At 57.1% G+C, this 23,196-nt stretch carries 25 protein-coding genes; 14 read left to right on the top strand and 11 right to left on the bottom strand.

Annotated features, from left to right (window positions below; genetic code table 11):
• Positions 1-309: 309 nt before the first annotated feature.
• A complete protein-coding gene (locus tag dmul_RS16640; RefSeq protein WP_020878484.1) occupies positions 310-630 on the bottom strand; it encodes a nucleotidyltransferase domain-containing protein in 321 nt (106 codons plus the stop codon).
• Positions 609-989 carry a HEPN domain-containing protein gene (locus dmul_RS16645; protein ID WP_020878483.1) on the bottom strand — a complete coding sequence of 127 codons (381 nt, stop codon included), beginning with the start codon at positions 987-989 and terminating at the stop codon, positions 609-611. Before dmul_RS16645 ends, dmul_RS16640 begins: the two co-directional genes overlap by 22 nt.
• Before the next feature lie 352 nt (positions 990-1,341).
• Between dmul_RS16645 and dmul_RS16650 the strand changes: the two genes are divergently transcribed.
• The 4 genes from dmul_RS16650 (at position 1,342) to dmul_RS16665 (ending at position 3,056) form a co-directional block, all read left to right on the top strand.
• On the top strand, positions 1,342-1,503 hold the full coding sequence (locus dmul_RS16650; RefSeq protein ID WP_234979177.1) for a UPF0175 family protein: 162 nt from the start codon (positions 1,342-1,344) through the stop codon (positions 1,501-1,503).
• Between the two features lie 310 nt (positions 1,504-1,813).
• Positions 1,814-2,143, top strand: coding sequence for a nucleotidyltransferase domain-containing protein (locus tag dmul_RS16655; protein ID WP_020878481.1), 330 nt, complete (start codon positions 1,814-1,816; stop codon positions 2,141-2,143).
• A gap of 378 nt (positions 2,144-2,521) precedes the next feature.
• Positions 2,522-2,713, top strand: coding sequence for a type II toxin-antitoxin system RelE/ParE family toxin (locus dmul_RS16660; RefSeq protein ID WP_412459504.1), 192 nt, complete (start codon positions 2,522-2,524; stop codon positions 2,711-2,713).
• A gap of 10 nt (positions 2,714-2,723) precedes the next feature.
• Entirely contained in the window at positions 2,724-3,056 is a 333-nt protein-coding gene (locus tag dmul_RS16665; protein ID WP_020878479.1) for a HigA family addiction module antitoxin, read from the top strand.
• Between the two features lie 234 nt (positions 3,057-3,290).
• Here the strand turns inward: dmul_RS16665 and dmul_RS16670 are convergent, their stop codons facing one another.
• Complete coding sequence (locus dmul_RS16670) at positions 3,291-3,488, bottom strand: BrnA antitoxin family protein (RefSeq protein WP_234979178.1); 198 nt, start codon at positions 3,486-3,488, stop codon at positions 3,291-3,293.
• 4 nt (positions 3,489-3,492) lie between these two features.
• Positions 3,493-3,789 (bottom strand): BrnT family toxin, encoded by a 297-nt coding sequence (locus dmul_RS16675; RefSeq protein ID WP_234979179.1) that lies wholly within the window; start codon positions 3,787-3,789, stop codon positions 3,493-3,495.
• Between the two features lie 1,021 nt (positions 3,790-4,810).
• Here dmul_RS16675 and dmul_RS19855 point away from each other — a divergent pair.
• The gene (locus tag dmul_RS19855) at positions 4,811-5,104 is read left to right on the top strand and encodes a type II toxin-antitoxin system RelE/ParE family toxin (RefSeq protein ID WP_078081332.1); all 294 of its coding nucleotides are present in this window, start codon (positions 4,811-4,813) and stop codon (positions 5,102-5,104) included.
• A gap of 19 nt (positions 5,105-5,123) precedes the next feature.
• The gene (locus dmul_RS16690; protein WP_234979180.1) at positions 5,124-5,426 is read left to right on the top strand and encodes a HigA family addiction module antitoxin; all 303 of its coding nucleotides are present in this window, start codon (positions 5,124-5,126) and stop codon (positions 5,424-5,426) included.
• 407 nt (positions 5,427-5,833) lie between these two features.
• On the opposite strand, the gene dmul_RS16695 is transcribed toward dmul_RS16690, so the two are convergent.
• Together dmul_RS16695 and dmul_RS16700 are read right to left on the bottom strand one after the other, a co-directional pair.
• Positions 5,834-6,232, bottom strand: coding sequence for a type II toxin-antitoxin system VapC family toxin (locus dmul_RS16695; protein ID WP_020878475.1), 399 nt, complete (start codon positions 6,230-6,232; stop codon positions 5,834-5,836).
• Positions 6,229-6,474 carry a hypothetical protein gene (locus tag dmul_RS16700; protein ID WP_020878474.1) on the bottom strand — a complete coding sequence of 82 codons (246 nt, stop codon included), beginning with the start codon at positions 6,472-6,474 and terminating at the stop codon, positions 6,229-6,231. The genes dmul_RS16695 and dmul_RS16700 overlap by 4 nt, the downstream gene beginning before the upstream one ends.
• Positions 6,475-6,849: 375 nt before the next feature.
• Between dmul_RS16700 and dmul_RS16705 the strand changes: the two genes are divergently transcribed.
• Positions 6,850-7,662 carry a transposase gene (locus dmul_RS16705; protein ID WP_020878473.1) on the top strand — a complete coding sequence of 271 codons (813 nt, stop codon included), beginning with the start codon at positions 6,850-6,852 and terminating at the stop codon, positions 7,660-7,662.
• A 285-nt stretch (positions 7,663-7,947) separates the two neighbouring features.
• Here dmul_RS16705 and dmul_RS16710 read toward each other — a convergent pair whose 3' ends face one another.
• Together dmul_RS16710 and dmul_RS16715 are read right to left on the bottom strand one after the other, a co-directional pair.
• Positions 7,948-8,340, bottom strand: a complete 393-nt coding sequence (locus dmul_RS16710) for a type II toxin-antitoxin system VapC family toxin (protein WP_020878472.1) — start codon at positions 8,338-8,340, stop codon at positions 7,948-7,950.
• Positions 8,337-8,576, bottom strand: a complete 240-nt coding sequence (locus dmul_RS16715) for a ribbon-helix-helix domain-containing protein (protein WP_020878471.1) — start codon at positions 8,574-8,576, stop codon at positions 8,337-8,339. Before dmul_RS16715 ends, dmul_RS16710 begins: the two co-directional genes overlap by 4 nt.
• 415 nt (positions 8,577-8,991) lie before the next feature.
• Between dmul_RS16715 and dmul_RS16720 the strand changes: the two genes are divergently transcribed.
• The 6 genes from dmul_RS16720 to dmul_RS16745 all read left to right on the top strand — a co-directional run bounded on the left by dmul_RS16720 (position 8,992) and on the right by dmul_RS16745 (position 17,757).
• Positions 8,992-9,633, top strand: coding sequence for a YdcF family protein (locus tag dmul_RS16720; RefSeq protein ID WP_020878470.1), 642 nt, complete (start codon positions 8,992-8,994; stop codon positions 9,631-9,633).
• Between the two features lie 137 nt (positions 9,634-9,770).
• Complete coding sequence (gene wecB, locus dmul_RS16725) at positions 9,771-10,931, top strand: non-hydrolyzing UDP-N-acetylglucosamine 2-epimerase (RefSeq protein ID WP_020878469.1); 1,161 nt, start codon at positions 9,771-9,773, stop codon at positions 10,929-10,931.
• Between the two features lie 399 nt (positions 10,932-11,330).
• Entirely contained in the window at positions 11,331-13,232 is a 1,902-nt protein-coding gene (locus tag dmul_RS16730) for a polysaccharide biosynthesis protein (protein ID WP_020878468.1), read from the top strand.
• A 404-nt stretch (positions 13,233-13,636) separates the two neighbouring features.
• Positions 13,637-14,026 carry a response regulator gene (locus dmul_RS16735; protein WP_020878467.1) on the top strand — a complete coding sequence of 130 codons (390 nt, stop codon included), beginning with the start codon at positions 13,637-13,639 and terminating at the stop codon, positions 14,024-14,026.
• A gap of 34 nt (positions 14,027-14,060) precedes the next feature.
• Positions 14,061-16,628, top strand: coding sequence for an ATP-binding protein (locus dmul_RS20355; RefSeq protein ID WP_020878466.1), 2,568 nt, complete (start codon positions 14,061-14,063; stop codon positions 16,626-16,628).
• 178 nt (positions 16,629-16,806) lie between these two features.
• A complete protein-coding gene (locus dmul_RS16745) occupies positions 16,807-17,757 on the top strand; it encodes a UDP-glucuronic acid decarboxylase family protein (RefSeq protein WP_020878465.1) in 951 nt (316 codons plus the stop codon).
• A 184-nt stretch (positions 17,758-17,941) separates the two neighbouring features.
• Here dmul_RS16745 and dmul_RS16750 read toward each other — a convergent pair whose 3' ends face one another.
• The 3 genes from dmul_RS16750 to lepA all read right to left on the bottom strand — a co-directional run bounded on the left by dmul_RS16750 (position 17,942) and on the right by lepA (position 21,846).
• On the bottom strand, positions 17,942-18,445 hold the full coding sequence (locus dmul_RS16750) for a 3-isopropylmalate dehydratase small subunit (protein WP_020878464.1): 504 nt from the start codon (positions 18,443-18,445) through the stop codon (positions 17,942-17,944).
• Positions 18,446-18,478: 33 nt separating this feature from the next.
• A complete protein-coding gene (gene leuC, locus dmul_RS16755) occupies positions 18,479-19,741 on the bottom strand; it encodes a 3-isopropylmalate dehydratase large subunit (protein ID WP_020878463.1) in 1,263 nt (420 codons plus the stop codon).
• Between the two features lie 311 nt (positions 19,742-20,052).
• Entirely contained in the window at positions 20,053-21,846 is a 1,794-nt protein-coding gene (lepA, locus tag dmul_RS16760; RefSeq protein WP_020878462.1) for a translation elongation factor 4, read from the bottom strand.
• Positions 21,847-22,213: 367 nt separating this feature from the next.
• On the opposite strand from lepA, the gene dmul_RS16765 reads away from it, so the two are divergent.
• Positions 22,214-23,152 carry a GGDEF domain-containing response regulator gene (locus dmul_RS16765; protein WP_234979181.1) on the top strand — a complete coding sequence of 313 codons (939 nt, stop codon included), beginning with the start codon at positions 22,214-22,216 and terminating at the stop codon, positions 23,150-23,152.
• The last annotated feature ends 44 nt before the right edge of the window (positions 23,153-23,196 follow it).

Consider the following 23,196-nt stretch of genomic DNA (forward strand, 5'->3'; position numbering starts at 1 on the left):
GGGGCTTTCGCCCCTTTTTTTTTGGGGGTCGGGCCAAGCCAAACCGTTGTTATCCCAGGAATAACGCATGAAAACAGGCCGGGATATCGCCTTAAACGGTCATTTTTGGGGGCAAAATGGTGGGTTTAAGGAGCGGTGACGCGGCAATGCCGGGAACATCCGCACCCATTCACGATTTCTCACTAAACCCTTCAATTTCACCCTTGAAAATGCCGGTTTAAGGGCCAAATACGGCGATTTTTGACCATTTTTTCTTTAAATATCAGGCAGGTTGCTTGGCCCGACCTCGTGAACAAAGCTGCTTTTCCCTTAAGCGGCGTAAAGCACTTCGCCGTCTCGGGCGAAATCGGCTATGAAGGTGTCTCCTTGATCCCACTCATCAGGTGTCAGGGCCGTCGCTTCGAGCGGCGCAAATATTTCGTAAACGGCATCGGTCAGGATATCGATTCGCTCCCAATAGCCTTTGCCGGCAAAATCCTCGGATATGACAACAATATCGATATCGCTGCCCGCCTGTTGAGCGCCGGCGGCGTAGGATCCGTAAAGGATAATCCTTGAAGCCCGGATGCCGCGCGCTTCGATAGCCTTACGAAATCGATCGACCAGTTCTACAGCTGCTTTTTTATCCATCCAATGACCTCCTCCCCTTTGGAAAGAATATCTTTGACAACGGGCTCGCTATATATTTTCTGAAGCTTTGCCAGATTTTCGGGGTAACGGGTCGGGATGCTCGACGTGCTCAATTTCACAATGAACTTGCCGGGCGCTGCCGGAGGTTTGATGCCGATTTCATTAAGAAGATAGATCAGGTTATGCGATTTCGGTGGAATTTTCCGGAAATTCTCGTAGTAAAGTCCCTTTAACGCTTTCTCGACAGCGAGGTGGCACATAAAGACGGCATATATATGCCGACCGCCTTTATGCATGTAATAAGCGGTATCCAGATCATAATCCGCCTGCCGCAGCCATTCTTCGGTTCGCTTTTCCATTATGGATATCATATCAAATCACTGCGAAAGAATTCAACCTGAAAAGCTGCCATTCAATGCGTTCCAATTGGGGTCGGGCCAAGCCAACTCATTGTTATCCTGGGAATAACGCCTCAAAACAGACCGGGATATCGCCGTAAACGGTCATTTTTGGGGGCAAAATGGTGGGTTTAAGGAGCGGTGACGTGGCAATGCCGGGAACATCCGCACCCATTCACGATTTCTCACTGAACCCTTCAATTTCACCCCTGAAAATGGCGGTTTAAGGGTCAAATGTGGCGATTTTTAGCCATTTTTCCTTTAAATATCAGGCAGGTTGGTTGGCCCGACCCCCGGCCCCGCAAAAATGGCCATGGCGGTAAAGCTGTTCGAGATGAAACGACTTTCATCCGGAATGGCTGCGGAATTGGTCGGAATGAGCAGGGTTGCCTTTTTGCTCAACCTTCACCGTTTCAATGTGCCCATGGTCGACCTTGAAGAGGATGAACTCCTGATGGATGTGAAAAATGCCTGATCCGGGCGCGGACGAGATCTCCCGTCTCGAGCCCATCTTGCGCGAAGGGTAGTGAGCGGCGTGAGGTTGTTTTTGCTTCGGAAGACTTGTATAAAGGTTTCTCACGCAAAGGCGCAAAGGACGCAAAAAGGATTATATCTTGCGATCCATTTCATGCTCATTTCAAGCAAAGCCCAATGTAAATGCATAAAAAAGAGTTGATAGAATACTGGCTTCAATCCTCCGACAGAGATTTCCAGACGATGATGCATTTGCTTGAAAAAGGTGACTTTACCCAAAAATGGACGGATATCATTAAGGATTTCAGAAAATGGCTAAAGGAAAAACTCCTGAAACAGCTATAAAATACATTAACTTTTTGCGGAAACAAGAACCTGGAATCATAAAAGCCTACCTTTTCGGTTCCTATGCCAAAGGTAATGCCGATATCAACAGTGATATGGATATCGCCATTATTTTTGAGGATTTCCCGGATTCTTTCGATATGCCGGTCCAATTGATGAAACTGAGAAGGAAATTCGATACCCGAATTGAACCCCACCCCTTCAGAAGGAAGGACTTCAATATTTCAAATCCCATGGCAAATGAAATACTGAAAACCGGGATTGAGATTGAGGGGTCTGACCTGGACAACCCATAAATATTCTCACACAAAGGCGCAAAGAAGGCAACGAGAAGATAATGATATGGCAATTGGGGTCGGGCCAAGCCAACCCATTGTTATTCTGAAAATAATGCCTCAAAACAGGCCGAAATATCGCCTTAAACGGTCATTTTTGGGGGCAAAATGGCGGGTCTAACGAATAGTGAAGTGTCAATGCCGGGAGCATCCGCACCCATTCATGATTTCTCATCAAGCCCTTCAATTTCCCCCTTTAAAAATGGCGGTAATCACGTTTGACGTTATTAACGACATGCGTTAATATTTAAAATGATTGTATCGTTCAAATGTCCGTATACAGAAGCTTTGGCTGAAGGCCGCAGAGAGAAGCGCTTTGTGAACATCGAACGGATTGCGATGCGAGAGCTTCGGCAACTTCAGATCGCAGCACGCCTTGACGATCTTAAGGTGCCTCCCGGCAATCGTCTGGAAGCCTTGAAAGGCGATCGTACCGGGCAGCACAGTATTCGGATCAACAGTCAATTTCGCATCTGTTTTCGCTGGACTGCGGCCGGGGCGGCGGATGTCGAAATTGTGGATTACCATTAGGAGTTTCGCCATGCGTGAACTTTTTCCCGTAACACCGGGAGAGCTGCTGCTCGAGGAGTTCCTGAAACCGATGGGCATTTCCCGGTATCGTCTGGCCCGCGAGATCGGTGTTCCACCGCAGCGGATCAGTGCAATTGTCGCGGGCAAGCGACGAATTACCGCGGATACCGATCTGCGCCTTTGCCGGTTTTTGGGTTTATCTAACGGATATTGGCTGCGCGCACAGGCTGCGTTTGATATCGAGGTTGCGCAGGACGCGCTTTCCGAAACCCTGAAAGCCATCCGTCCCTGGAAAGCCACGATGGGGTCGGGCCAAGCCAAGTCCTTGTTATCCCGGAAATAATGCCTCAAAACAGGCCGAAATATCGGCTTAAACGGCCATTTTTGGGTGCAAAATGGCGGGTCTAACGAATAGTGAAGTGTCAATGCCGGGAGCATCCGCACCCATTCATGATTTCTCACCAAGCCCTTCAATTTCACCCCTGAAAATGGCGGTTTAAGGGCCAAATACGGCGATTTTTGACCATTTTTCCTTTAAATATCGAGCAGGTTGCCTGGCCCGACCCCCATGACCCCATCAGGAATGTTGTGCGGCATATTCATCCAGAAGCCTTCGAATCATCTTCTGGTATTGGGTATGGTGCTTTTTCGCTTCGCTTTTAAAAAAATCGATGCTGGTTTTGCTCAATGAAATCGTTATCTTTACGGTTTCCTCCTTGAGTGCCAGCTCGCTGGGCGGCGGCAGAAAATCTTTCACGATTTTCACCTTTCCCATCGGTTCATCCGTGTATTTTATTTTCTCTTTCATAAATCTGCTTTCCCTTTCGCCAATATCCGGCGCCGATGATTTTGATTTTGTCCTGTCGATACGTGAACCGAACGGTCATGATGCCGTCCGCGATCCTGCCCAGGCAATAATATCGCTTCTCATCACGGCTATGCTCAAGATCCTCCAGAATCACACGATGCTCATCTAAAAAGGCAAGCTGCGCGAGCGCAAAGGATACACCATGCTTTTTTTGGTTGCTTTTATCCTTTTCGCTGTCCCATTCAAAATCAGATTGCCGCTTCATCATTTAAAAATATATTTACACCGCCATATTGTCAATATATAAATATGGCTTTTTATATGGCTTATCTAAGCAATCGGTGCAATTGGGGTCGGCCCAATGCGGCTTGGCGGCTTCCAAGCAGAAATGCCAGGGCGTTGACCCGTATAACGGTAATCGTTATAGATACCGCCTTGCGATTGGCGCAAGTCCTGGGAATGCCGGCCGACTTCCGGCTTGGGCTCCAGCAAGACTGGGATCTTTGGCATGCAATGAACGGTCCGGGCGCGGGGACGCCGAGGCCTTCGGATTCAACCGGTTCAAAGGGCTGAAGACAAAAATCGAAAAGGGGCACGCGGCCCAGTTCCGTCTGCTGACCGATTGGTTTCAGAACTGCGGGGAGGCCGTTGATTTCCTTTCAGGAGATCGAGAATGTCAGCCGGGCGTTCGTTGCGTGTATTATAAGCTTGACGCCAGGGGGGGGTGGCGGTTTGATATTGCGTTCAGCCTATCCAATTGCTATCAATTATGATTTGGGGTCGGGCCAAGCCAAGTCCTTGTTATCCCGGAAATAATGCCTCAAAACAGGCCGAAATATCGGCTTAAACGGCCATTTTTGGGGGCAAAATGGCGGGTTTAAGGAGCGGCAATTGGGGTCGGGCCAAGCCAACCCTTTGTTATCCCGGAAATAACGCCTTGAAACAGGCCTGAATATCGCCTTAAACGGTCATTTTTGGGGGCAAAATGGTGGGTTTAAGGAGCGGTGACGTGGCAATGCCGGGAACATCCGCACCCATTCACGATTTCTCACTGAACCCTTCAATTTCACCCCTGAAAATGGCGGTTTAAGGGTCAAATGCGGCGATTTTTAGCCATTTTTCCTTTAAATATCAAGCAGGTTGGTTGGCCCGACCCCGTGAATCTTGGCCCGACCCCATGAATTCATGGGGTCCAGGTCCAGTGGGGTCGGGCCAATGCGGCTTGGCGGCTTTCAAGCAGAAATGCCAAGGCGTTGACGCGTATAACGGTAATCGTTATAATGTGATATATGATAAAGTCCTTTCACGACCAAGGTACGGAAGACGTTTTTGACGGCGGGAACTCTCGGGAAGCGAGGCGTTGCTGCCCGCGTGACTTGTGGGCGATTGTTCGGCGCAAGCTTGACCAGATCAATCGTGTTCGAGAAATCGGCGAACTCGCAATCCCACCGGGAAATCGTCTGGAACACCTTAGGGGTGAAAGGAAAGATCAATATGCCATTCGGATAAACCAGCAATTCCGGATTTGTTTTATATGGGAGGATGGCCATGCCTACGAGGTCGAAATTGTCGATTATCATTAATTCGGGCGCGGGACGGCGTTTGCCGAAGCACCGTCCGCCGACACACCCCGGCGAGATGCTGCTGGAAGAGTTCCTGAAACCTCTGGGGATTTCTCAGAGCGCGCTGGCGATTCGTCTTGGGATATCCTACCCTCGACTGAACGAAATCGTTCGGGGGCGACGCTCCGTGACGCCCGATACCGCCTTGCGATTGGCGCAAGTCCTGGGAATGCCGGCCGACTTCTGGCTTGGGCTCCAGCAAGACTGGGATCTTTGGCACGCAATGAACGGTCCGGGCGCGGACGAGATCTCCCGTCTCGAACCCATCCTGCGCGAAGGGTAGTGAACGGCGTGAGGCTGTTTTTGCTTCGGGAGTCTTTTGTATAAAGGTTTCTCACGCAAAGGCGAAAAGGACGCAAAGGGGTATTTTGGGATTGATTTGGGGTCGGGCCAAGCCAACCACTTGTTATCCCTGAAATAACGCCTCAAAACAGGCCGAAATATCGGCTTAAACGGCCATTTTTGGGGGCGAAATGGCAGGTTTAAGGAGCGGTGAAGTGGCAATGCCGGGAACATCCGGATCCATCCACACCCATTCATGATTTATCACTAAACCTTTCAATTTCACCCTTGAAAATGGCGGTTTAAGGATCAAATACAGCGATTTTTGACTCTTTTTCCTTTAAATATCAGGCAGGTTGCCTGGCCCGACCCCATGAAGGAAACCATGAAGCATGCAAAGGGAATGTGTCATTTTGATTGGAAAAGTCGATAAACAAGACCTTCGATATGATCAAAATGTCGGTCCGTCGTTATCAGTTCGGCACCGGTTTCCATGGTCTGCGCCGCGATCCAGATGTCGTTTGAAGGAATCGGCGTTCCCTGTCGCCGGAGCTGCGCGGCAATTCGTGAATATCGATCCGAGGTGATATCCGTCATTGTGATGGTTTCGACGACGGGATGCGACAAGAAACGGTTCAGCTCCTCCATATTTTTGGAAAAACGGGAACCGTTGCGGAATCCAAACATCAACTCACCCAGAACGATCGGCGATATGAATATCAAATCCGCCCGGGTGAGGTATTCGACAAGCTCCGGATATCCGAGCTTAAACCCGACATAGGCGCTCGTGTCCAGGATGAGTTTCATTTCCACATATCTTCATCGATCTGTTCGCAGGATTGGATGGAGAGTTGAAACGCCTCGGCTTCATTTTGGCTCCAGCCCCCGGAGAGTCGCTTCAGGGATGATGCCGGAGAGGTCTTTTTCCCGAATTCCCTGTGGATGATCTCCTTGATCACCTGATTGATGGATTTACGGCTCTCCCTGGCGATGCGCCGAATTTCCCGCTCGATTTCCGGGTCGATGCCCCGAATGGTAATCTGATGCATGACGCACTCCTTGAGTCTTTATGATGCATTATATGAGGCGCCTTTTGGGATGTCAATGCCATTGGGCCATTGGGGTCGGGCCAAGCCAACTCCTTGTTATCCCGGAAATAACGCCTGAAAACAGGCCGAAATATAGGCTTAAACGGTCATTTTTGGGGGCAAAATGGGAAGTCTAACGAATGGCGAGTCGTCAATGTTGGGAAAATTCGAACCCAGTCATGATTTCTCACCAAACCCTTCAATTTCACCCCTGAAAATGGCGGTTTAAGGGCCAAATACGGCGATTTTTGGCCATTTTTTCTTTAAATATCGGGCAGGTTGCTTGGCCCGACCCCATGAATCCTATGAATCCATAATAAAATTTAAGGATGGCTTATGGCAAGAGCGAAACGACATTATCTTTCCGGAAACATCTGGCACATCACGCATCGGTGCCACCAAAAGGAATTCCTGCTAAAATTCGCCAGGGACCGTCGTCGATGGCTGCAATGGCTGTTCGAAGCCAAAAAACGATACGGTCTCTGCATATTGAACTACATGGTCACCTCAAACCATATTCACCTTCTCGTCTTCGACGACAAGGATCGCCAGGCAATTCCAAAATCGCTTCAGTTGATCGCCGGACGCACTGCGCAGGAATACAACCGGAGAAAAAACCGGAAGGGAGCGTTTTGGGAGGATCGGTATCATGCGACCGCCGTATCGAGCGGCCGACATCTGGCCCAATGCATCGCCTACATCGATTTGAACATGGTGCGCTCCGGAGCGGTGGGGCATCCGTCTGAATGGGAGTGCAGCGGATACAATGAACTTCAAGGGCCGCGAAAGCGGTATGCGCTCATCGATTACCAGCGTCTGATGGATTTTCTCCAAATTTCGACGATCGACAATCTCGTTCAGTCTCATCGCCGATGGATCGACGATGTCCTCAAACAAAAAAAGCGCGACAGAGAGGCCAGATGGACACAGTGCATCGCCGTAGGAGACCACGATTTCGTTGAGGATATACGCGCGAAGCTCGGCATCCGGAAAACCGACGGACGGATTGAAGCAGCCGACGGATCCTACCGTCTTCGTGAATCGCATACCCCGTATCCGGATTCTACCTCCTCTGAAAAAAACACATTCCCATGGGAACTGGAGAAATTGGGGTCGGGCCAAGCCAACCCATTGTTATTCCTGAAATAACGCCTCAAAACAGGCCGAAATATCGCCTTAAACGGTCATTTTTGGGGGCAAAACGGCAGGTTTAAGGAGCGAAGAATTGTCGATGCCGGAAGCATCCGAACCCAGTCATGATTTCTCACTAAACCCTTCAATTTTACCCCTGAAAATGCCGGTTTAAGGGTCAAATACGGCAATTTTTGACCATCTTTTCTTTAAATATCAGGCAGGTTGCTTGGCCCGACCCCGTGAACATCCGTGAACACGAAGGATATTTGGCCCGTGTGGCCGGATTCAACCCATTCGCATCTATAAAATCAGTTTGTCTATCTGTTCCACATATTCAAAATGGTGGTCTCGGGTCAACAGCGTCCCCCCAACCTCCATGCAGCAGGCCGCTATCCAGACATCGTTCAGGGGAATTTTGTGGCCTTTTTTAACCAGCGAAAGGTAAATCAGCCCATATTTTGAAGCAACCGGTTGTGTGACATCGATGACCGTTATTTGCAGTTTCTCGATAATTTCATTCAGTTTCATTTCGTTCCACTCCCGCCGTCGGCCATTCATAAACCCATAAAACAGTTCGCCGATGACGACGGCCGGGAGATAGATGGATTCACCCAACTCCGCCATTATATCTACGGTTTGTGGTACGCCTTCGGCAAAATCACAGTAGATATTCGTGTCGAGCACCAACCTCACGGCCAGTCCCTTTCATCCACCTTATCAAACACCGCCGCGGCTTCGCGCAATTCGGTCCCTTCATCCGGAGACATCCATCCGGACAACTCCCTGATTAACTCACGACGGCTTTTCTTGAGATTGTATTTTTCATCCAGGGCTTCGAGTATCAGTGCGGTTTTGGTTTTACCTTTTTTATCCGCCAATGCCTGAAGGCGGGAATTTGTTTCCGGCGGAATTCTTAAACTGATGGGCATGGCCGTCTCCTGCTTTATTTTATTGTATCTCTTTTTTCAGAAATGTATTACAGGGATGATCGACCGTCAAGACGTTTTTGGCTGGGATTTGTGTATCAATTCATTTGGAGAAATTGAGAAATTGGGGTCGGGCCAAGCTAACCAATTGTTATTCCCGAAATAATGTCTCAAAATAGGCCGGAATATCGCCTTAAACGGTCATTTTTGGGGGCAAAACGGCAGGTTTAAGGAGCGAAGAATTGTCGATGCCGGAAGCATCCGCACCCATTCATGATTTCTCACTGAACCCTTCAATTTCACCCCTGAAAATGGCGGTTTAAGGGTCAAATACGGCGATTTTTAGCCCTTTTTTCTTTAAATATCAGGCAGGTTGCTTGGCCCGACCCCATGAATACTTAGAAATTTGAAGGATAACATGATTCGATCTCTGTTCATGCTGCTGGTGGGGGCGTGGCTCGCACAGGCCGGTGTTTTCTATGCGCTGTTGACGCGGCCCGCCGCCGTGGAGAAGGCCGACGCGGTGGTGGTTTTCATGGGCGCTGACGGGCGCGCCCGGGAGGGGTACGCCCTGGCCCGCCGGGGGCTTGCGCCTTATCTCATCCTGTCTCCGGCCGATGTCCGGCGCGCCGCGGCCCTGGACCGGAAATGGGTCGGCAGGAGACCCGCCTTCCGACACCTCATCGAAGACCGGGCCGAGACCACCTTTCAGAACGCGCTGCTCACGGCCCGCATCATCCGGGAAAAGGCGCTCAAGTCCTGCCTGCTGGTGACCAGCCCGTACCACATGCCGCGCTCCCGATTGCTCCTGGAGCTGATGCTGTGGGGCACGGACGTGAAGATCCTCCCCTGCCCCACGGCCCCCGGGCCCTTTCCCGCCTCCCCCATGGATTGGCAGAAAGCCCACTTCAAGCGCGCCCACAACGAGATGGTGGAATTCTGGGGCAGCCTCCTGGAGGCAGCCCGCTATGCCGTGAGCCGGGAGCTGCCGCCCCGGGGAGCTGAGGATGGCGCGGGGGTTGCTTTTTTGCGGTCGGTGCTGTTATTTCAGATGGATTGAGGGTGGGAAATTGGGGCAGCTTGCTTGACCCGACCCCTTAAAATCAAGGCTGAAAGGAGATCGGCGCCCCGTTCGTCGCAGGCGCATCCCTTCAGCCTTCAGTCTGCAGTCTTCAGCCTTTACAAGGAGGTTCAGCCGTGAAAATTGTTTCTGTTGTGGGGGCGCGGCCCAATTTCATGAAGATCGCGCCGTTCATCCGGGCCGTGGAGGCCCACAACCAATCTTTGGCGGGATCGGGCGCGCCCGGCATCCGCCATCTTCTGGTTCACACCGGCCAGCACTATGACGACAACATGTCGCGGGCCTTTTTCGAGGCACTGGACATCCCCGAGGCCGACATCAACCTGGGCATCGGCTCGGGCAGCCACGCCGAGCAGGTGGGACTCACCATGATCGCCTTCGAGAAGGTGGTGCGGCAGGAGCGTCCCGACTGGGTGGTGGTGGTGGGGGACGTCAACGCCACCTGCGCCTGTTCCATCACCGCCAAGAAGGAGCATGTCCGCCTGGCCCACATCGAGGCGGGGCTCCGCTCCCGCGACATGACCATGCCCGAGGAGGTCAACCGGCTGGTGACCGACCGCCTCTCGGACCTGCTCTTCACCCCGGACCGGCTCTCGGGCGAGAACCTGCGGGCCGAGGGGGTTCCCGAGGATCGGATCCGGTTCGTGGGCAACATCATGATCGACACCCTGGAGGCCCAGCGGGAAAAGGCGGCCGCCCTCGATGTGGCGGATATCGTGAACCGGAACCGCATGGGCGGCGGGGGTCTCGGGGCGGTGCCGGACCCGGGCCAAGGGTTTTCGCTGTTGACCCTTCACCGGCCCTCCAACGTGGACGACCCGGCGATTCTCGGGGCCATCGTCGACTTTCTGACGAACGAGCTGACCCGGGAGCTGACCCTCCTCTGGACGGTCCATCCCCGCACCGAAAAACAGCTCAGGCGCTTCGGGCTGTGGGACCGGGTGGCCGCCGCCCGGAATATGGTCCTCCTCACCCCTCTGGGCTACCACGAGCTTCTGCGCCTCAACATGGACGCCGCCATGGTGCTGACCGACTCCGGCGGGCTTCAGGAGGAGTGCTGCGTTCTGGGAACCCCCTGTCTGACCCTGCGGTGGAACACGGAGCGGCCCGTGACCCTGCGGGAACACGGCGGCGCGAGCGTGCTGGTGGGCAACGACGTGGACCGGATCCGCAAAACCTGCCGGGAGATGCTGCAGCGGGGCCGAACCCCCGCCCGCCCGGAGCTGTGGGACGGCAAGACGGCGGCGCGGATCGTGACGGCGCTGGCGGGGGATTAATTGGGGTCGGGCCAAGACAACCAATTGTTATTACATAAATAAAGCCTGAAAAGAGCCCTGAATATCGTCTTAAACGGTCATTTTTGGGGACAAAATGGCACGTTTAAGGATCGGTGAATCGTCAATGCCGGAAACATCCGCTCCCATTTACGATTCGCCATTCAACCCTTCAATTTTACCCTTGAAAATGGCGGTTTAAGGGTCAAATACGGCGATTTTCGACCATTTTTCCTTTAAATATCAGGCAGGTTGCTTGGCCCGACCCCATAAGCTATGAGACCGTTGACAATTTTCCTTCGTTCCCCTATAAGAAAAGGAATGGGCAATTGACACCCGGCGCGATCCTGCTACGTCGGCATTGGCGTCTCGAACCTTTCATATCCGGATGCGGTGCGGCATATGATATATCAGATCCGAAACCCCCGATTTTATGTTGTTTTTTGCATTGACCTCTGCCTCGTTTGTCTCTCTCTTTTCCTCGCTTACCTGATCCGATTCGATTTTGAACTGAGACCCGCCGACTATCGGCAGATGTCGGCCCTGCTGGCCCTTGTGGTCCCCCTCAAACTTACGGTCTTCTTCTTATATAAGCTCTACAGGGGGATGTTCCGGTACGCCGGCCTGGCGGAGATGTGGCGGATCGCCAAGGCGGTGATCCTCTCCAGCCTGGTGGTCGTCTCCGCCGTCCTGGTCCTGAGCCGGTTTCAGGGCTTTTCCCGGGGGGTTTTCATCATCGACACGGCAACCACCTTTCTGCTCATCGGCGGGTTCCGGCTGAGCATGCGCCTGGTCTTTCAGTACTTCCAAAACAAGAACGGCGTATCCCAGGAGGTTATGCCGTACCAGCGCGGCGTCCCCACCCTGATCATCGGGGCGGGCACCACCGGCGAGAAGATCCTCCGGGAGATCTCCACACAACGGAGCCTCTATTACAACGTCGTCGGATTCATCGACGACGACCCCGGAAAACAGGGGCGGTCGATCCACGACATCACGGTGCTGGGAACCGTGGCGGCGCTTCCCGGCATCGTCAGGAAGCACGAGGTCGGACAGGTCCTTATCGCGGCGCCTTCCGCAAGCGGCCGCCAGATCCGGACCATGGTGGATGCCTGCAAGGCGGCCAGGGTTCCCTTCAAGACCCTGCCGGGCCTGGCCGAGCTCATCGACGGCAAGGTCTCCATCAAAACCCTCCGGGACGTCAACTACCGGGACCTCCTCCGCCGGGACCCGGTGCGCCTCAACGTCCCCGAGATCGAAAGCTATCTCAAGGACCGCCGGGTCCTCGTCACCGGCGCCGGGGGCAGCATCGGCAGCGAACTCTGCCGCCAGATCGTCCGGTTCACCCCCGAAAACCTCATCCTCTTCGACGCGTCCGAGCCCAACCTCTACGGCATCGAGATGGAGCTCAAGCACCGGGTGGGGTACCAGAAATACGTCACCGTGCTGGGCGGGGTCCAGGACAAGGCCCTGGTGGAGCGGGTGATGCGCCGGTACCGGCCCCACGTCATCTTCCACGCCGCCGCCTACAAGCACGTGCCCATGCTGGAGCGGAACCCCTGGCAGGCGGTCACCAACAACATCATGGGCACCCGGGTCCTCATGGAGAGCGCCGTGAAGCACGGCGTGGGCCATTTCGTGATGGTCTCCACCGACAAGGCGGTGCGGCCCACCAACGTCATGGGGGCCTCCAAGCGGGTCTGCGAGCTCATCGGAGCGGCCTGCACCGGCGGCGGCACCCGGATGATGACGGTGCGCTTCGGCAACGTGGTCAACTCCGCGGGCTCGGTGGTCCCCCTCTTCCGGGAGCAGATCGCCCGGGGCGGGCCGGTCACCATCACCCACCCCGAGGTGACCCGCTTCTTCATGACCATCCCCGAGGCGGCCCAGCTCGTGCTGCAGGCCGGCGCCCTCGGGGAGGGCGGCGAAACCTTCATCCTCGACATGGGCACCCCCGTCAAAATCGTCGACATGGCCCGGGACCTCATCCGCCTCTCGGGCAAGGAGCCCGACACCGACGTCGAGATCGTCTTCACCGGCCTGCGGGAGGGGGAAAAGCTCTACGAGGAGCTCATCACCCGTGGCGAGGGCATCGTCGCCACGGCCCACGAAAAAATCATGGTGCTCAAGGCCGGAGACGACTGGGACGGCCTGGGAGGGCAAGCGCCGTACCGGGACCGGCTGACGACCCGGATCAACGAACTGGCCGCCATGGCCCAGGGGTACGACGGGTGCGCCATCCGCCTCAAAATCCAGGAGATCGTCCCGGAATACGACCTCCAGGACAGCGAATGCATCCTCTAACAGACGTAGACGCATCGACGGAAATGTTATATATTGGGGTCGGGCCAAGCCTACCCATTGTTATTACAAAGATAACCCATGAAAATAGTCCGGAATATCGCCTTAAACGGTCATTTTTGGGGGCAAAATGGCAGGTTTAAGGATCGGTGAATTGTCAATGCCGGGAACATCCGCTTCCATTTACGATTCGCCATTAAACCCTTCAATTTTACCCTTAAAAATGGCGGTTTAAGGGTCAAATACGGCGATTTTCGACCCTTTTTTCTTTAAATATCAGGCAGGTTGCCTGGCCCGACCCCATGACCGATGATTTTGATTCATTCCGGCAGTTTTTTACTGAAACCATGACGCGCAATTGAGAAGAGTAATGAGATCGTCAGAACTCAAACGAAAAGAAGGTGACTATGGTTTCAGGTGACGGTATCGACGACAAGCGGCAGCGGCGGGTTCTGGTGGTGGACGACGACCAGCCCATTCAGAAGCTCTTCATCCATGCCTTCCCCCAGTATGCCGTTCAGGCGTTCGGCTCGGCGGAAGCAGCCCTGGAGGCACTCAGGACGGCGGAATTCGACGTCATGTTCGTCGACATCAACCTGCCCGGGATGGACGGATTCGCCTTCGCGAAACAGGTCCGGAAGGATCACCCCGACGCCTTCATCATCGGCATGACCGGCGCCGCCAACAAGTTCGAGTTCTCCGAATGCAGGGCCGCGGGATTCGACGCCTATTTCTACAAGCCCATCAACATCAAAACCATCAAGCAGCTGCTGGCCGACAGGCTGGGTGAAGGCTGAAAATTGGAGACTGAGGGCTGAGGGCTGAATCGGCATGAATGTCCCGTTCGTCGCAGCCGCACCCCTTCAGCCTTCAGCCTTCAGCCTCAAAAGACTGATCATCGTGATATTCAAAAAATATCGGATAGATTGGATGGTCCGGCCGCATCTGGCAGGGGTGGTGCCGCTGATCCTGTTTGCGGCCGTGATGCTGCTGCTCTTCACCCGGCAGCAGGAATCCGCCATTCGGAGCCTTCTTCAGACCAGAGCCGAGTCCCTGGCCTTCATCATCGATCGGAGCGTGGGCGAGCAGGCGGCACTGCTTCGCGGCCTGGCGACCTCGGGCACCCTGGACCGGGGAGATCTCGCCGCCTTCCGCCTGGAGGCCGAGCGGCTCTGGCGGATCCACCCGGAATGGTACACCCTCGTCCTCACCGACCGGCACGGCCCGGTCTTCAATCTGCGCATCCCCGAGGGAACCCCCCTGCCCCCCCTGGCCGACCCGGCCTCGCTGAAACAGGTCTGGGAGAGCCGGAAATTCGCGGTGGGGAACCACCCCCGGGCCTACATCACGGTGCGGGTGCCGGTCCTGAGGCAAGGCCGCGTCGTTCACACCCTCGTTGCCGTCATCCACGCCCAGCTGCTGGAAAACATCATCGTCGCATCCACGGACACCCGGGAATGGGACGTGGTGGTTGTCGGCCCCGGGGACGCGATCATCGCCTCGTCCATCCCGGCCCTCGGACTGAAGGCCTCTCTGTCGCCTTCGGCCCTGCGGCGGGAGATCCAAAGATTCTCCCCCGCGCGACGACGCTACGCATCACCTGTCCCCATCCCCTCCACCAACTGGCACATCCTTGTTCTGGCCCGGACCGAAGACCTCGAAAAGCCGTTCCTGACGAAACGCACGACCGTCTACCTGGGCGCCTCGGCGGCGGCCCTTCTGACGATTTTCCTGGTGTGGAGCCTGAGCGCGGCCCTGAGCGCCCGCCGGGAAACAGCGGTTCTTAAACAGGAGGTGGATAAGCGGATGCGGACCCAGGCGGCTCTGGAAGAGAGCGAGGCCCGGTTCCGGCTCCTGGTGGAAAGCTCCCCCGACGCCATCTTCGTCCATGTCGACGGCCGCTTCGCCTATCTGAACCAGGCCACGGCCCGACTCCTCAAGGCCCCCTCTCCCGACGCTCTTGCGGGGCGGTCCATACGCGAATTCATCCATCCTGATTTCCACGGAATCGTCGACGGCCGCCTGGATCGGTTGATGCGGGAGAAACGCCCGGTCCCCCTCCTGGAGGAGCGCTACCTGCGCATGGACGGCATTGCAGTGGCCGTCGAGACGTCCGCTGTGCCCATCCGCTACGGGGATGCCGACGGTGCCCTGGTCTTCGTACGGGACATCACCGAACGGATCGAGCGGGAGACCGCCCACGACATTCTGGAGCGGCAGCTGGCCCAGGCCCGGAAGATGGAATCCGTCGGTCGCCTGGCCGGGGGCGTGGCCCACGATTTCAACAACATGCTGAGCGTCATCACCGGCTATTCGGAGCTGGCCCTGACCCGGCTGCATCCCGGAGACGCGCTTCGCAACGATCTCGAGGAGATCCTGTCGGCGGCCGGGCGCTCGGCGGACATCATCCGTCAGTTGCTGGCCTTTGCCCGACGCCAGACCGCGGCTCCCGTCGTACTCAATCTCAACGACGCCGTGGAAGGCATGCTCAGGATGCTTCGGCGCCTCATCGGCGAGGCCGTCGAACTGTCGTGGTCGCCCCGAACAGGGCTGTGGCCCGTCAGGATCGATCCGGCCCAGGTGGACCAGATCATCACCAACCTCTGCGTCAACGCCCGGGACGCCGTCACCGATGTCGGGAAAATCGCCATCGAAACCCACAACATCGTTGTCGACGGATCCGGAGACGGCGATCACCCGGCAACGCTCGAACCGGGCGAATACGTCATGATTACGGTGACCGACAACGGCATCGGCATGGCTCCGGAGACGCTGGAGAAGGTCTTCGAGCCCTTCTTCACCACCAAGGCCTCCGGCAGGGGCACCGGCCTGGGCATGGCCACGGTTTACGGCATCGTCAGGCAGAACCACGGATTCATCCATGTCGACAGCGAACTGGAAAAAGGCACCCGGGTCCGGATATTCCTGCCCCGCCATCATGCCGATGCCGGCCCGGCTTCGGGAGACGCCCTTCCTGAAAAGGCCCCCAACGGCAGGGGGGAGACGGTCCTGCTGGTGGAGGACGAGCCCGCCATCCTGAAGATGGGAAAACAGCTGGTCGAGGGGCTGGGCTACACCGTGCTGCCGGCAACCGGCCCCGAGGAGGCCGTCACCCTGGCCGCGGCCCATCCGGGGCGCATTCACCTGCTGGTCACCGACGTCGTCATGCCGGGAATGAGCGGCCGGGATCTGGCGCAACGGCTGCAGTCGACCCACCCCGATATCCAGGTCCTGTTCGTGTCCGGATACACTGCCGACATCATCGCCCACCACGGCGTCCTGGACGACGGGGTCACTTTCCTGCAGAAGCCCTTTTCCCGAAAAACACTGGCCGAAAAACTACGGCAATTGAGGCTCCGGGAGAAAAATGATAAGAGGAGGCTGAAGGCTGAAGACTGAAGGCTGAAGGGGTGCGCCTGTAACGATCGGCGCGTTTAAGCCTTTTCAGTCTCTATGCGTTCCATGCCTGAAAGGGAGCACCTGCGACGAATGCGGCGCTTGCACCCCTTCAGCCTTCAGTCTTCAGCCTTCAGCCTTTAATTTTACACAACGGCGCGAAGGCGCCAAGGGAGATACGATGAAACACACACCCAGAAAGATCCTGGTCACCGGCGGCGGCGGGTTTCTCGGGTCGCACTTGTGCGAGCGGCTCCTGGACGACGGGCACGACGTCATCTGCGTCGACAATTTTTTCACGGGCAGCCGTCGCAACATCCTCCACCTCATGGACAACCCCTACTTCGAGCTGATCCGCCACGACGTCACATTCCCCCTCTACGTGGAGGTGGACGAGATCTACAATCTGGCCTGCCCGGCCTCCCCCATCCACTACCAGTACAACCCGGTCAAGACCATCAAGACCAACGTTCACGGCGCCATCAACATGCTGGGGCTGGCCAAGCGCATCCGGGCCAGGATCTTCCAGGCCTCCACCAGCGAGGTCTACGGCGACCCGTCGGTCCACCCCCAGCCCGAGGGCTACTGGGGCCACGTCAACCCCATCGGCATCCGCTCCTGCTACGACGAAGGCAAGCGCTGCGCCGAGACCCTCTTTTTCGACTATTACCGCCAGCACCGGCTGCAGATCAAGGTGGGCCGGATCTTCAACACCTACGGCCCCAAGATGCACCCCGACGACGGGCGGGTCGTCTCCAACTTCATCGTCCAGGCCCTCAAAAACGAGCCCATCACCATCTACGGCGACGGCTCCCAGACCCGATCCTTCTGCTATGTCGACGACCTCATCGAGGGCTTCGTCCGGTTCATGGCCTCCCCGGACGACTTCACCGGACCGGTCAACCTGGGCAACCCCAACGAGTTCACCATCCTGGAGCTGGCCCGCCGGATCCTCGACCTCACGGGCTCCCGCTCCGAGATCGTCTTCAAGGACCTCCCCGCCGACGACCCCCGCCAGCGGCAGCCGGACATCCGCCTGGCCAGAGAACGGCTGGGTTGGGAACCCAAGGTCCCCCTGGCAGACGGCCTGAGCAGGACCATCGCCTATTTCGAGGGGTTGCTGGGGGAATAGCTGAAGAGGCTGAAGGCTGACTGAAGAGGCTGAAGGCTGAAGGCTGAAGGGGCACAAACGCCGCGTTCGTCGCAGGGGCGCCCCTTTCAGCCTATAGTCTTAAACCGTTAGTCTTCGGCCCTCAGCTTAAAGAGACTGAAGGGGTATCACCGCTCCGTTCGTCGCGGACGCACCCCTTCAGCCTTCAGCCTTCAGTCTTCAGCCTATATTGGATGTATTTCATCAACCCGCCGCTCTGGACGAGTTCCTGCATGAAGGGGGGGATGGGGCGGGTGGTGAACCGCTCGCCGGTCTCCACGAGGACGATCTCTCCCGTATCGAAATCCACCGACAGTTTCTTGCCGGTCTCGAAGGCGTCCGTCGCCTCGCATTCGAGGATGGGCAGCCCCATGTTGAAGGCGTTCCGGTAGAAAATCCGCGCAAAGCTTTTGGCGATGACGCAGGACACCCCGGCGGCCTTGATGGCGATGGGGGCGTGCTCCCGCGACGATCCGCACCCGAAGTTCTTCCCGCCCACGATGATGTCCCCTTCCCTCACCTTGCCGGCAAAGTCCGGATCCGCATCCTCCATGCAGTGTTTAGCCAGTTCCGCAGGATCGCTGGTGCTGAGATACCGCGCCGGAATGATCAGATCGGTGTCGACATCGTCGCCGAATTTGTGGATGTTTCCGGTTACTTGCATAGCCATATAAGTCCTTGATTCAGATAGTTAAAAAGTGGCCTATGCCACCCTGTCCGGCCCGACGATTTTTCCGGCGATGGCGGAGGCGGCGGCTACGGCGGGGTTGGAGAGGTAGACCTCGCTTTCCGGGTGGCCCATGCGGCCGACGAAATTGCGGTTGGTGGTGGCGATGGCCCGCTCGCCCTTGGCCAGGATGCCCATGTGCCCGCCCAGGCAGGGACCGCAGGTGGGGGGGCTGATAATGGCGCCGGCGTTCATGAAGATCTCGAAGAGGCCTTCGTCCATGGCCTGGCGGTAGATGGTGGGGGTGGCGGGTATGACGATGAGCCGGACCCCCTTGGCCGCCCGGTTGCCCGTGAGGACCCGCGCCGCCGACCGGAGGTCCTCGATGCGGCCGTTGGTGCAGGAGCCGATCACCGCCTGGTCGATGACCACCTCTCCCACCTCGCTGATGCCCCGGGTGTTTTCGGGCAGATGAGGAAAGGCCACCTGGGGCTCGATGTTCCCCACGTCATAGGTGATCACCCGGGCGTATCCGGCGTCGGGGTCGCTGTGGAAAGGGGTGTAGTCGCGGACCGCCCGGTCCTGGACAAAGGCCTCCGTGAGGGCGTCCGGGGCGATGATGCCGTTCTTCCCCCCCGCCTCGATGGCCATGTTGGCCATGGTGAGCCGCCCCTCCACGCTCAGGGCCTCGATCACGGGCCCGGTGAACTCCATGGCCTGGTAGAGGGCCCCGTCCACCCCGATGTCGCCGATGGTGTAGAGGATCAGGTCCTTGCCCTCCACCCACGGGTTGAGGGTTCCCTCGTAGACGAACCTGATGCTCTCGGGCACCCGGAGCCAGACCTCGCCGGTGATCATGGCCGCCGCCAGGTCGGTGGAGCCGACCCCGGTGGAGAAGGCTCCCAGGCCGCCGTAGGTGCAGGTGTGGCTGTCGGCGCCGATGACGAGGTCTCCAGGCAGCACCAGTCCCTGCTCCGGCAGGAGGGCGTGCTCCACCCCCATCTCCCCCGCGTCGAAAAACCAGGTGAGCTCCTGCTCCCGGGCGAACTCCCGCACCAGCTTGACCTGCATGGCCGAGGCGATGTCCTTGTTGGGCACGAAATGGTCCGGCACCAGGATGACGCGGTCCTTGTCGAACACCTTTTTAGCCCCGCTCTCACGAAACGCCTTGATGGCGATGGGGGCGGTGATGTCGTTCCCCAGCGCCACGTCCACCCGGGCCATGATCAGATCCCCCGGCGACACCTTCGACACCCCCGCATGCGCCGCGAGAATCTTTTCGGTGATGGTCATTCCCATATGTTTCTCCTGATAGGGTTTTAAGTTTCAAGTGATTCTGTGTTCAACCTTCGGCTTTCGGCAATCATGGGCCGGGGCCGGATAGGACATAGGCTTAAGACTGAAGACTGAAGGCTAAAGGCTGAAGGCTAAAGGGGTGCAAGCGCCCCGTTCATCGAAGGGGCGCCTCTTTCAGCCTATAATCTTAAACCGTTAGTCTTCGGCTCTCAGCTCAAAGAGACTGAAGGGGTGTCACCGCTCCGGTCCTCGCAGGCGCGCCCCTTCAGCCTTCAGCCTTCAGCCTCTTTAGTCAGCCTTCAGCCTCTTCCTTCTCAATCCTCCGTCTTCAGCACCGACAGGAAGGCCGACTGGGGGATTTCCACCTGGCCGACCATCTTCATCCGCTTCTTGCCCTTTTTCTGCTTCTCCAGGAGCTTCCGCTTTCGGGTGATGTCGCCGCCGTAGCATTTGGCGGTGACATCCTTGCGGAAGGGGGAGATGGTCGTGCGGGCGACGATCTTGGCGCCGATGGCCCCCTGGATGGCGATCTTGTACATCTGGCGCGGGATCTCCTCCTTGAGCTTCTCGCAGGCCCGGCGGCCCCGCTCCACGGCCCGGTCCCGGTGGACCAGCTGGGAAAGAGCGTCCACCCGCTCGCCGTTGATGAGGATGTCGAGCTTGACGAGATCGGTCTCCCGGAACTCGAGGATGTCGTAGTCGAAGGAGCCGTACCCCTGGGTGACCGACTTGAGCTTGTCGTAGAAATCGTAGATCACCTCGGCCAGGGGGAGCTCGAAGATCATTTCGAGCCGATCCCGGGTCAGGTACTGGTAGTTCCGGTTGATGCCCCGCCTATCGAGGCAGAGCTTCATCACCGCCCCCATGTAGCGGTCCGGAACGATGATGGCCGCCCGGATGTAAGGCTCGCGGGTCATCAGGATGTTGGACGGGTCGGGGTAGAGGGACGGGTTGTCGATGATCATGACCTCACCGTCGTTGAGGGTGATCTCGTACTGAACCGACGGGGCGGTGAGGATCAGGGAGAGGTCGTATTCCCGTTCCAGCCGCTCCTGGACCACCTCCAGGTGGAGCAGCCCCAGAAACCCGCACCGGAACCCGAAGCCCAGGGCCGCGGAGGAGTCCTTCTCGTAGATGAGGGCCGAATCGTTGAGCTTCAGCTTTTCCAGGCCGACGGCCAGGTCTTCGTATTCGTCGGAGGCCACCGGGTAGATGGACGAGAAGACCACAGGCTTGGATTCCCGGAATCCGGGCATGGGCGCGTCGCAGGGGTTGGACTTGAGGGTGATGGTGTCGCCGCAGCTGGTGTCGGAGACGGTCTTGATGCCGGCGATCATGTACCCGACATCCCCGGCCGACAGCACCTTCCGGGGCTTCCGCACGATCTGGAAGATCCCCACCTCCTCCACCTTGTACCGGGCGTTGTTGGACATGAACTGGATGGTGTCGCCGGCCTTGATCCGTCCGTCGAAGACCCGGAAATGGACGATGGTCCCCCGGAAGGGGTCGTAATGGGAGTCGAAGATCAGGGCCCTGAGCGGCTTGTCGGGGTCGCCCTTGGGGGGCGGCAGGAAATTGACGGCCGCCTCGAGGACGTCCTCGATGCCGATCCCCTCCTTGGCCGAGGTCAGGATCACCCGTTCGGGGTCGAGCCCCAGATCGTCCTCGATCTGCTCCCTGACCCGTTCGATGTCCGCCGAGGGGAGGTCGATCTTGTTGATGACCGGGATGACCTCCAGGTTGTGCTCCATGGCCAGGTAAAGGTTGGCCAGGGTCTGGGCCTCGGCCCCCTGGCTCGCGTCCACCAGGAGGAAGGCCCCCTCGCAGGAGGCCAGGGCCCGGGAGACCTCGTAACTGAAATCGACGTGGCCGGGGGTGTCGATGAGATTGAGACTGTAGGTTTTGCCGTTCTTCGCGGTGTAGGGCAGGCAGACGGTCTGGCTCTTGATGGTGATGCCCCGCTCCCGCTCGATGTCCATGGTGTCCAGGATCTGATCCTTGAAATCCCGGTCGGCGACAATGTGAACCGCCTGAATCAGCCGGTCCGACAGCGTCGACTTGCCGTGATCGATATGAGCGATAATGCTGAAGTTTCGTATATGTTCCATTTAATGCTGTGATTTTTTCATGATAAATGTTAAAATGTCATTTATTAAATTTTGAGATTCTGAAACCTTGACATATCGATCCTCGTGATCGCCTGTCGCGATCGCGGGGGAGCGGCACAGGCCGGCCAAATTTGTCGCCTCAAACGCCGCCGCACGTCTCCTCTCCCGAGCCCACGCCGGGAACGCGCCGCCGACAGGGTTGGGCTATCCAGAGCGCCGTCAACCGATGATATTGCTTCCGGGTTGACACTGAATTTGTTTCAGAATATATTGAACGTTTTTCAAAGAAAACAGGAGTTCTTTACTATCAACAGACCGATAGCCTGTCAACCCCGATGCATATCGGAATTCGCCAAACCAGGCCAATATGATGAAAAAACCCCGACGCCATATTGACAGCAAGGTCCTCATCGTTGACGACGACGACATGATACGGGCACTGATGAACGACTTCATGAAGACCCTGGGATACCAATGCTACACGGCATCCAGCGGTCTTGAAGCCCTCAGGATCCTGGAAGAGAATCCCGTGGACGTGGTCATCACCGATATTATCATGCCCGGCATGGACGGCCTGGAACTGACCCGGAAGATCAAGGAGAAGTACGATTACGAAATCATCGTGATGACCGGATTTTCCGGAGCGTACTCCTACGAGGAGGTCATCCAGAAGGGTGCCAGCGATTTCGTCTTCAAGCCGGTCCGCTACGAGGAGCTCCACCTCCGGCTGCAGCGCGTCCTGAGGGAGCGGTCCATGCGCGAAAAGCTCCAACAGCTCGCCATCACCGACGACCTGACCCGGCTCTTCAACAGCCGCCATTTCTACCGGCGGCTCTCCGAGGAGATGGACCGGGCCGTGCGCTACCATCACCCCCTCGCCCTTTTGATGCTGGATATCGATTATTTCAAGGCCTATAACGATACGCACGGCCACCTGGAAGGCAACACGGTGCTGACGCGCCTGGGGCATATCATCCGCAGCGGTTTGCGGCGGCTGGACTCCGCCTATCGATACGGCGGCGAGGAATTCACCGTCATCCTCCCGGAGACCGACGGTCCCGGCGCATGCCACGTGGCCCGGCGACTCTCGGACGCCATCGCCGGCGAACGGTTTTACCCCGCGGCGGGCAAGGCCGTCGGCATCACCGTCAGCATCGGAATCGCCGAGTACCGGCCCGACGAGAAGATGGAGGTGTTCATCAAGCGGGCGGACGTGGCCATGTACGCGTCCAAGCAGAAGGGACGGAATTGCATCACGTTTCTGGAGACGGACCCCGACGACACAGCGGTGCGGTCCGCGGGATGAAGCGTCCGGGTCGCCCCGCACCGCACCTTGCAGGGGCGCGGGGC

Source organism: Desulfococcus multivorans, assembly GCF_001854245.1.
In the GTDB taxonomy this organism is placed as follows: domain Bacteria; phylum Desulfobacterota; class Desulfobacteria; order Desulfobacterales; family Desulfococcaceae; genus Desulfococcus; species Desulfococcus multivorans.

Coding starts and splice junctions, on each gene's coding strand:
- dmul_RS16750 (WP_020878464.1), bottom strand. CDS start 18,445: ATGGCTATGCAAGTAACCGGAAACATCCACAAATTCGGCGACGATGTC.
- dmul_RS16700 (WP_020878474.1), bottom strand. CDS start 6,474: ATGCATCAGATTACCATTCGGGGCATCGACCCGGAAATCGAGCGGGAA.
- dmul_RS16745 (WP_020878465.1), top strand. CDS start 16,807: ATGAAACACACACCCAGAAAGATCCTGGTCACCGGCGGCGGCGGGTTT.
- dmul_RS16695 (WP_020878475.1), bottom strand. CDS start 6,232: ATGAAACTCATCCTGGACACGAGCGCCTATGTCGGGTTTAAGCTCGGA.
- dmul_RS16730 (WP_020878468.1), top strand. CDS start 11,331: ATGATATATCAGATCCGAAACCCCCGATTTTATGTTGTTTTTTGCATT.
- lepA (WP_020878462.1), bottom strand. CDS start 21,846: ATGGAACATATACGAAACTTCAGCATTATCGCTCATATCGATCACGGC.
- dmul_RS16675 (WP_234979179.1), bottom strand. CDS start 3,789: ATGATGAAGCGGCAATCTGATTTTGAATGGGACAGCGAAAAGGATAAA.
- dmul_RS16665 (WP_020878479.1), top strand. CDS start 2,724: ATGCGTGAACTTTTTCCCGTAACACCGGGAGAGCTGCTGCTCGAGGAG.
- dmul_RS19855 (WP_078081332.1), top strand. CDS start 4,811: ATGATAAAGTCCTTTCACGACCAAGGTACGGAAGACGTTTTTGACGGC.
- dmul_RS16715 (WP_020878471.1), bottom strand. CDS start 8,576: ATGCCCATCAGTTTAAGAATTCCGCCGGAAACAAATTCCCGCCTTCAG.
- dmul_RS16735 (WP_020878467.1), top strand. CDS start 13,637: ATGGTTTCAGGTGACGGTATCGACGACAAGCGGCAGCGGCGGGTTCTG.
- dmul_RS16720 (WP_020878470.1), top strand. CDS start 8,992: ATGATTCGATCTCTGTTCATGCTGCTGGTGGGGGCGTGGCTCGCACAG.
- dmul_RS16640 (WP_020878484.1), bottom strand. CDS start 630: ATGGATAAAAAAGCAGCTGTAGAACTGGTCGATCGATTTCGTAAGGCT.
- dmul_RS20355 (WP_020878466.1), top strand. CDS start 14,061: ATGAATGTCCCGTTCGTCGCAGCCGCACCCCTTCAGCCTTCAGCCTTC.
- leuC (WP_020878463.1), bottom strand. CDS start 19,741: ATGGGAATGACCATCACCGAAAAGATTCTCGCGGCGCATGCGGGGGTG.
- dmul_RS16655 (WP_020878481.1), top strand. CDS start 1,814: ATGGCTAAAGGAAAAACTCCTGAAACAGCTATAAAATACATTAACTTT.
- dmul_RS16705 (WP_020878473.1), top strand. CDS start 6,850: ATGGCAAGAGCGAAACGACATTATCTTTCCGGAAACATCTGGCACATC.
- dmul_RS16650 (WP_234979177.1), top strand. CDS start 1,342: ATGGCGGTAAAGCTGTTCGAGATGAAACGACTTTCATCCGGAATGGCT.
- dmul_RS16660 (WP_412459504.1), top strand. CDS start 2,522: ATGCGAGAGCTTCGGCAACTTCAGATCGCAGCACGCCTTGACGATCTT.
- dmul_RS16765 (WP_234979181.1), top strand. CDS start 22,214: ATGATGAAAAAACCCCGACGCCATATTGACAGCAAGGTCCTCATCGTT.
- dmul_RS16670 (WP_234979178.1), bottom strand. CDS start 3,488: ATGGGAAAGGTGAAAATCGTGAAAGATTTTCTGCCGCCGCCCAGCGAG.
- dmul_RS16645 (WP_020878483.1), bottom strand. CDS start 989: ATGGAAAAGCGAACCGAAGAATGGCTGCGGCAGGCGGATTATGATCTG.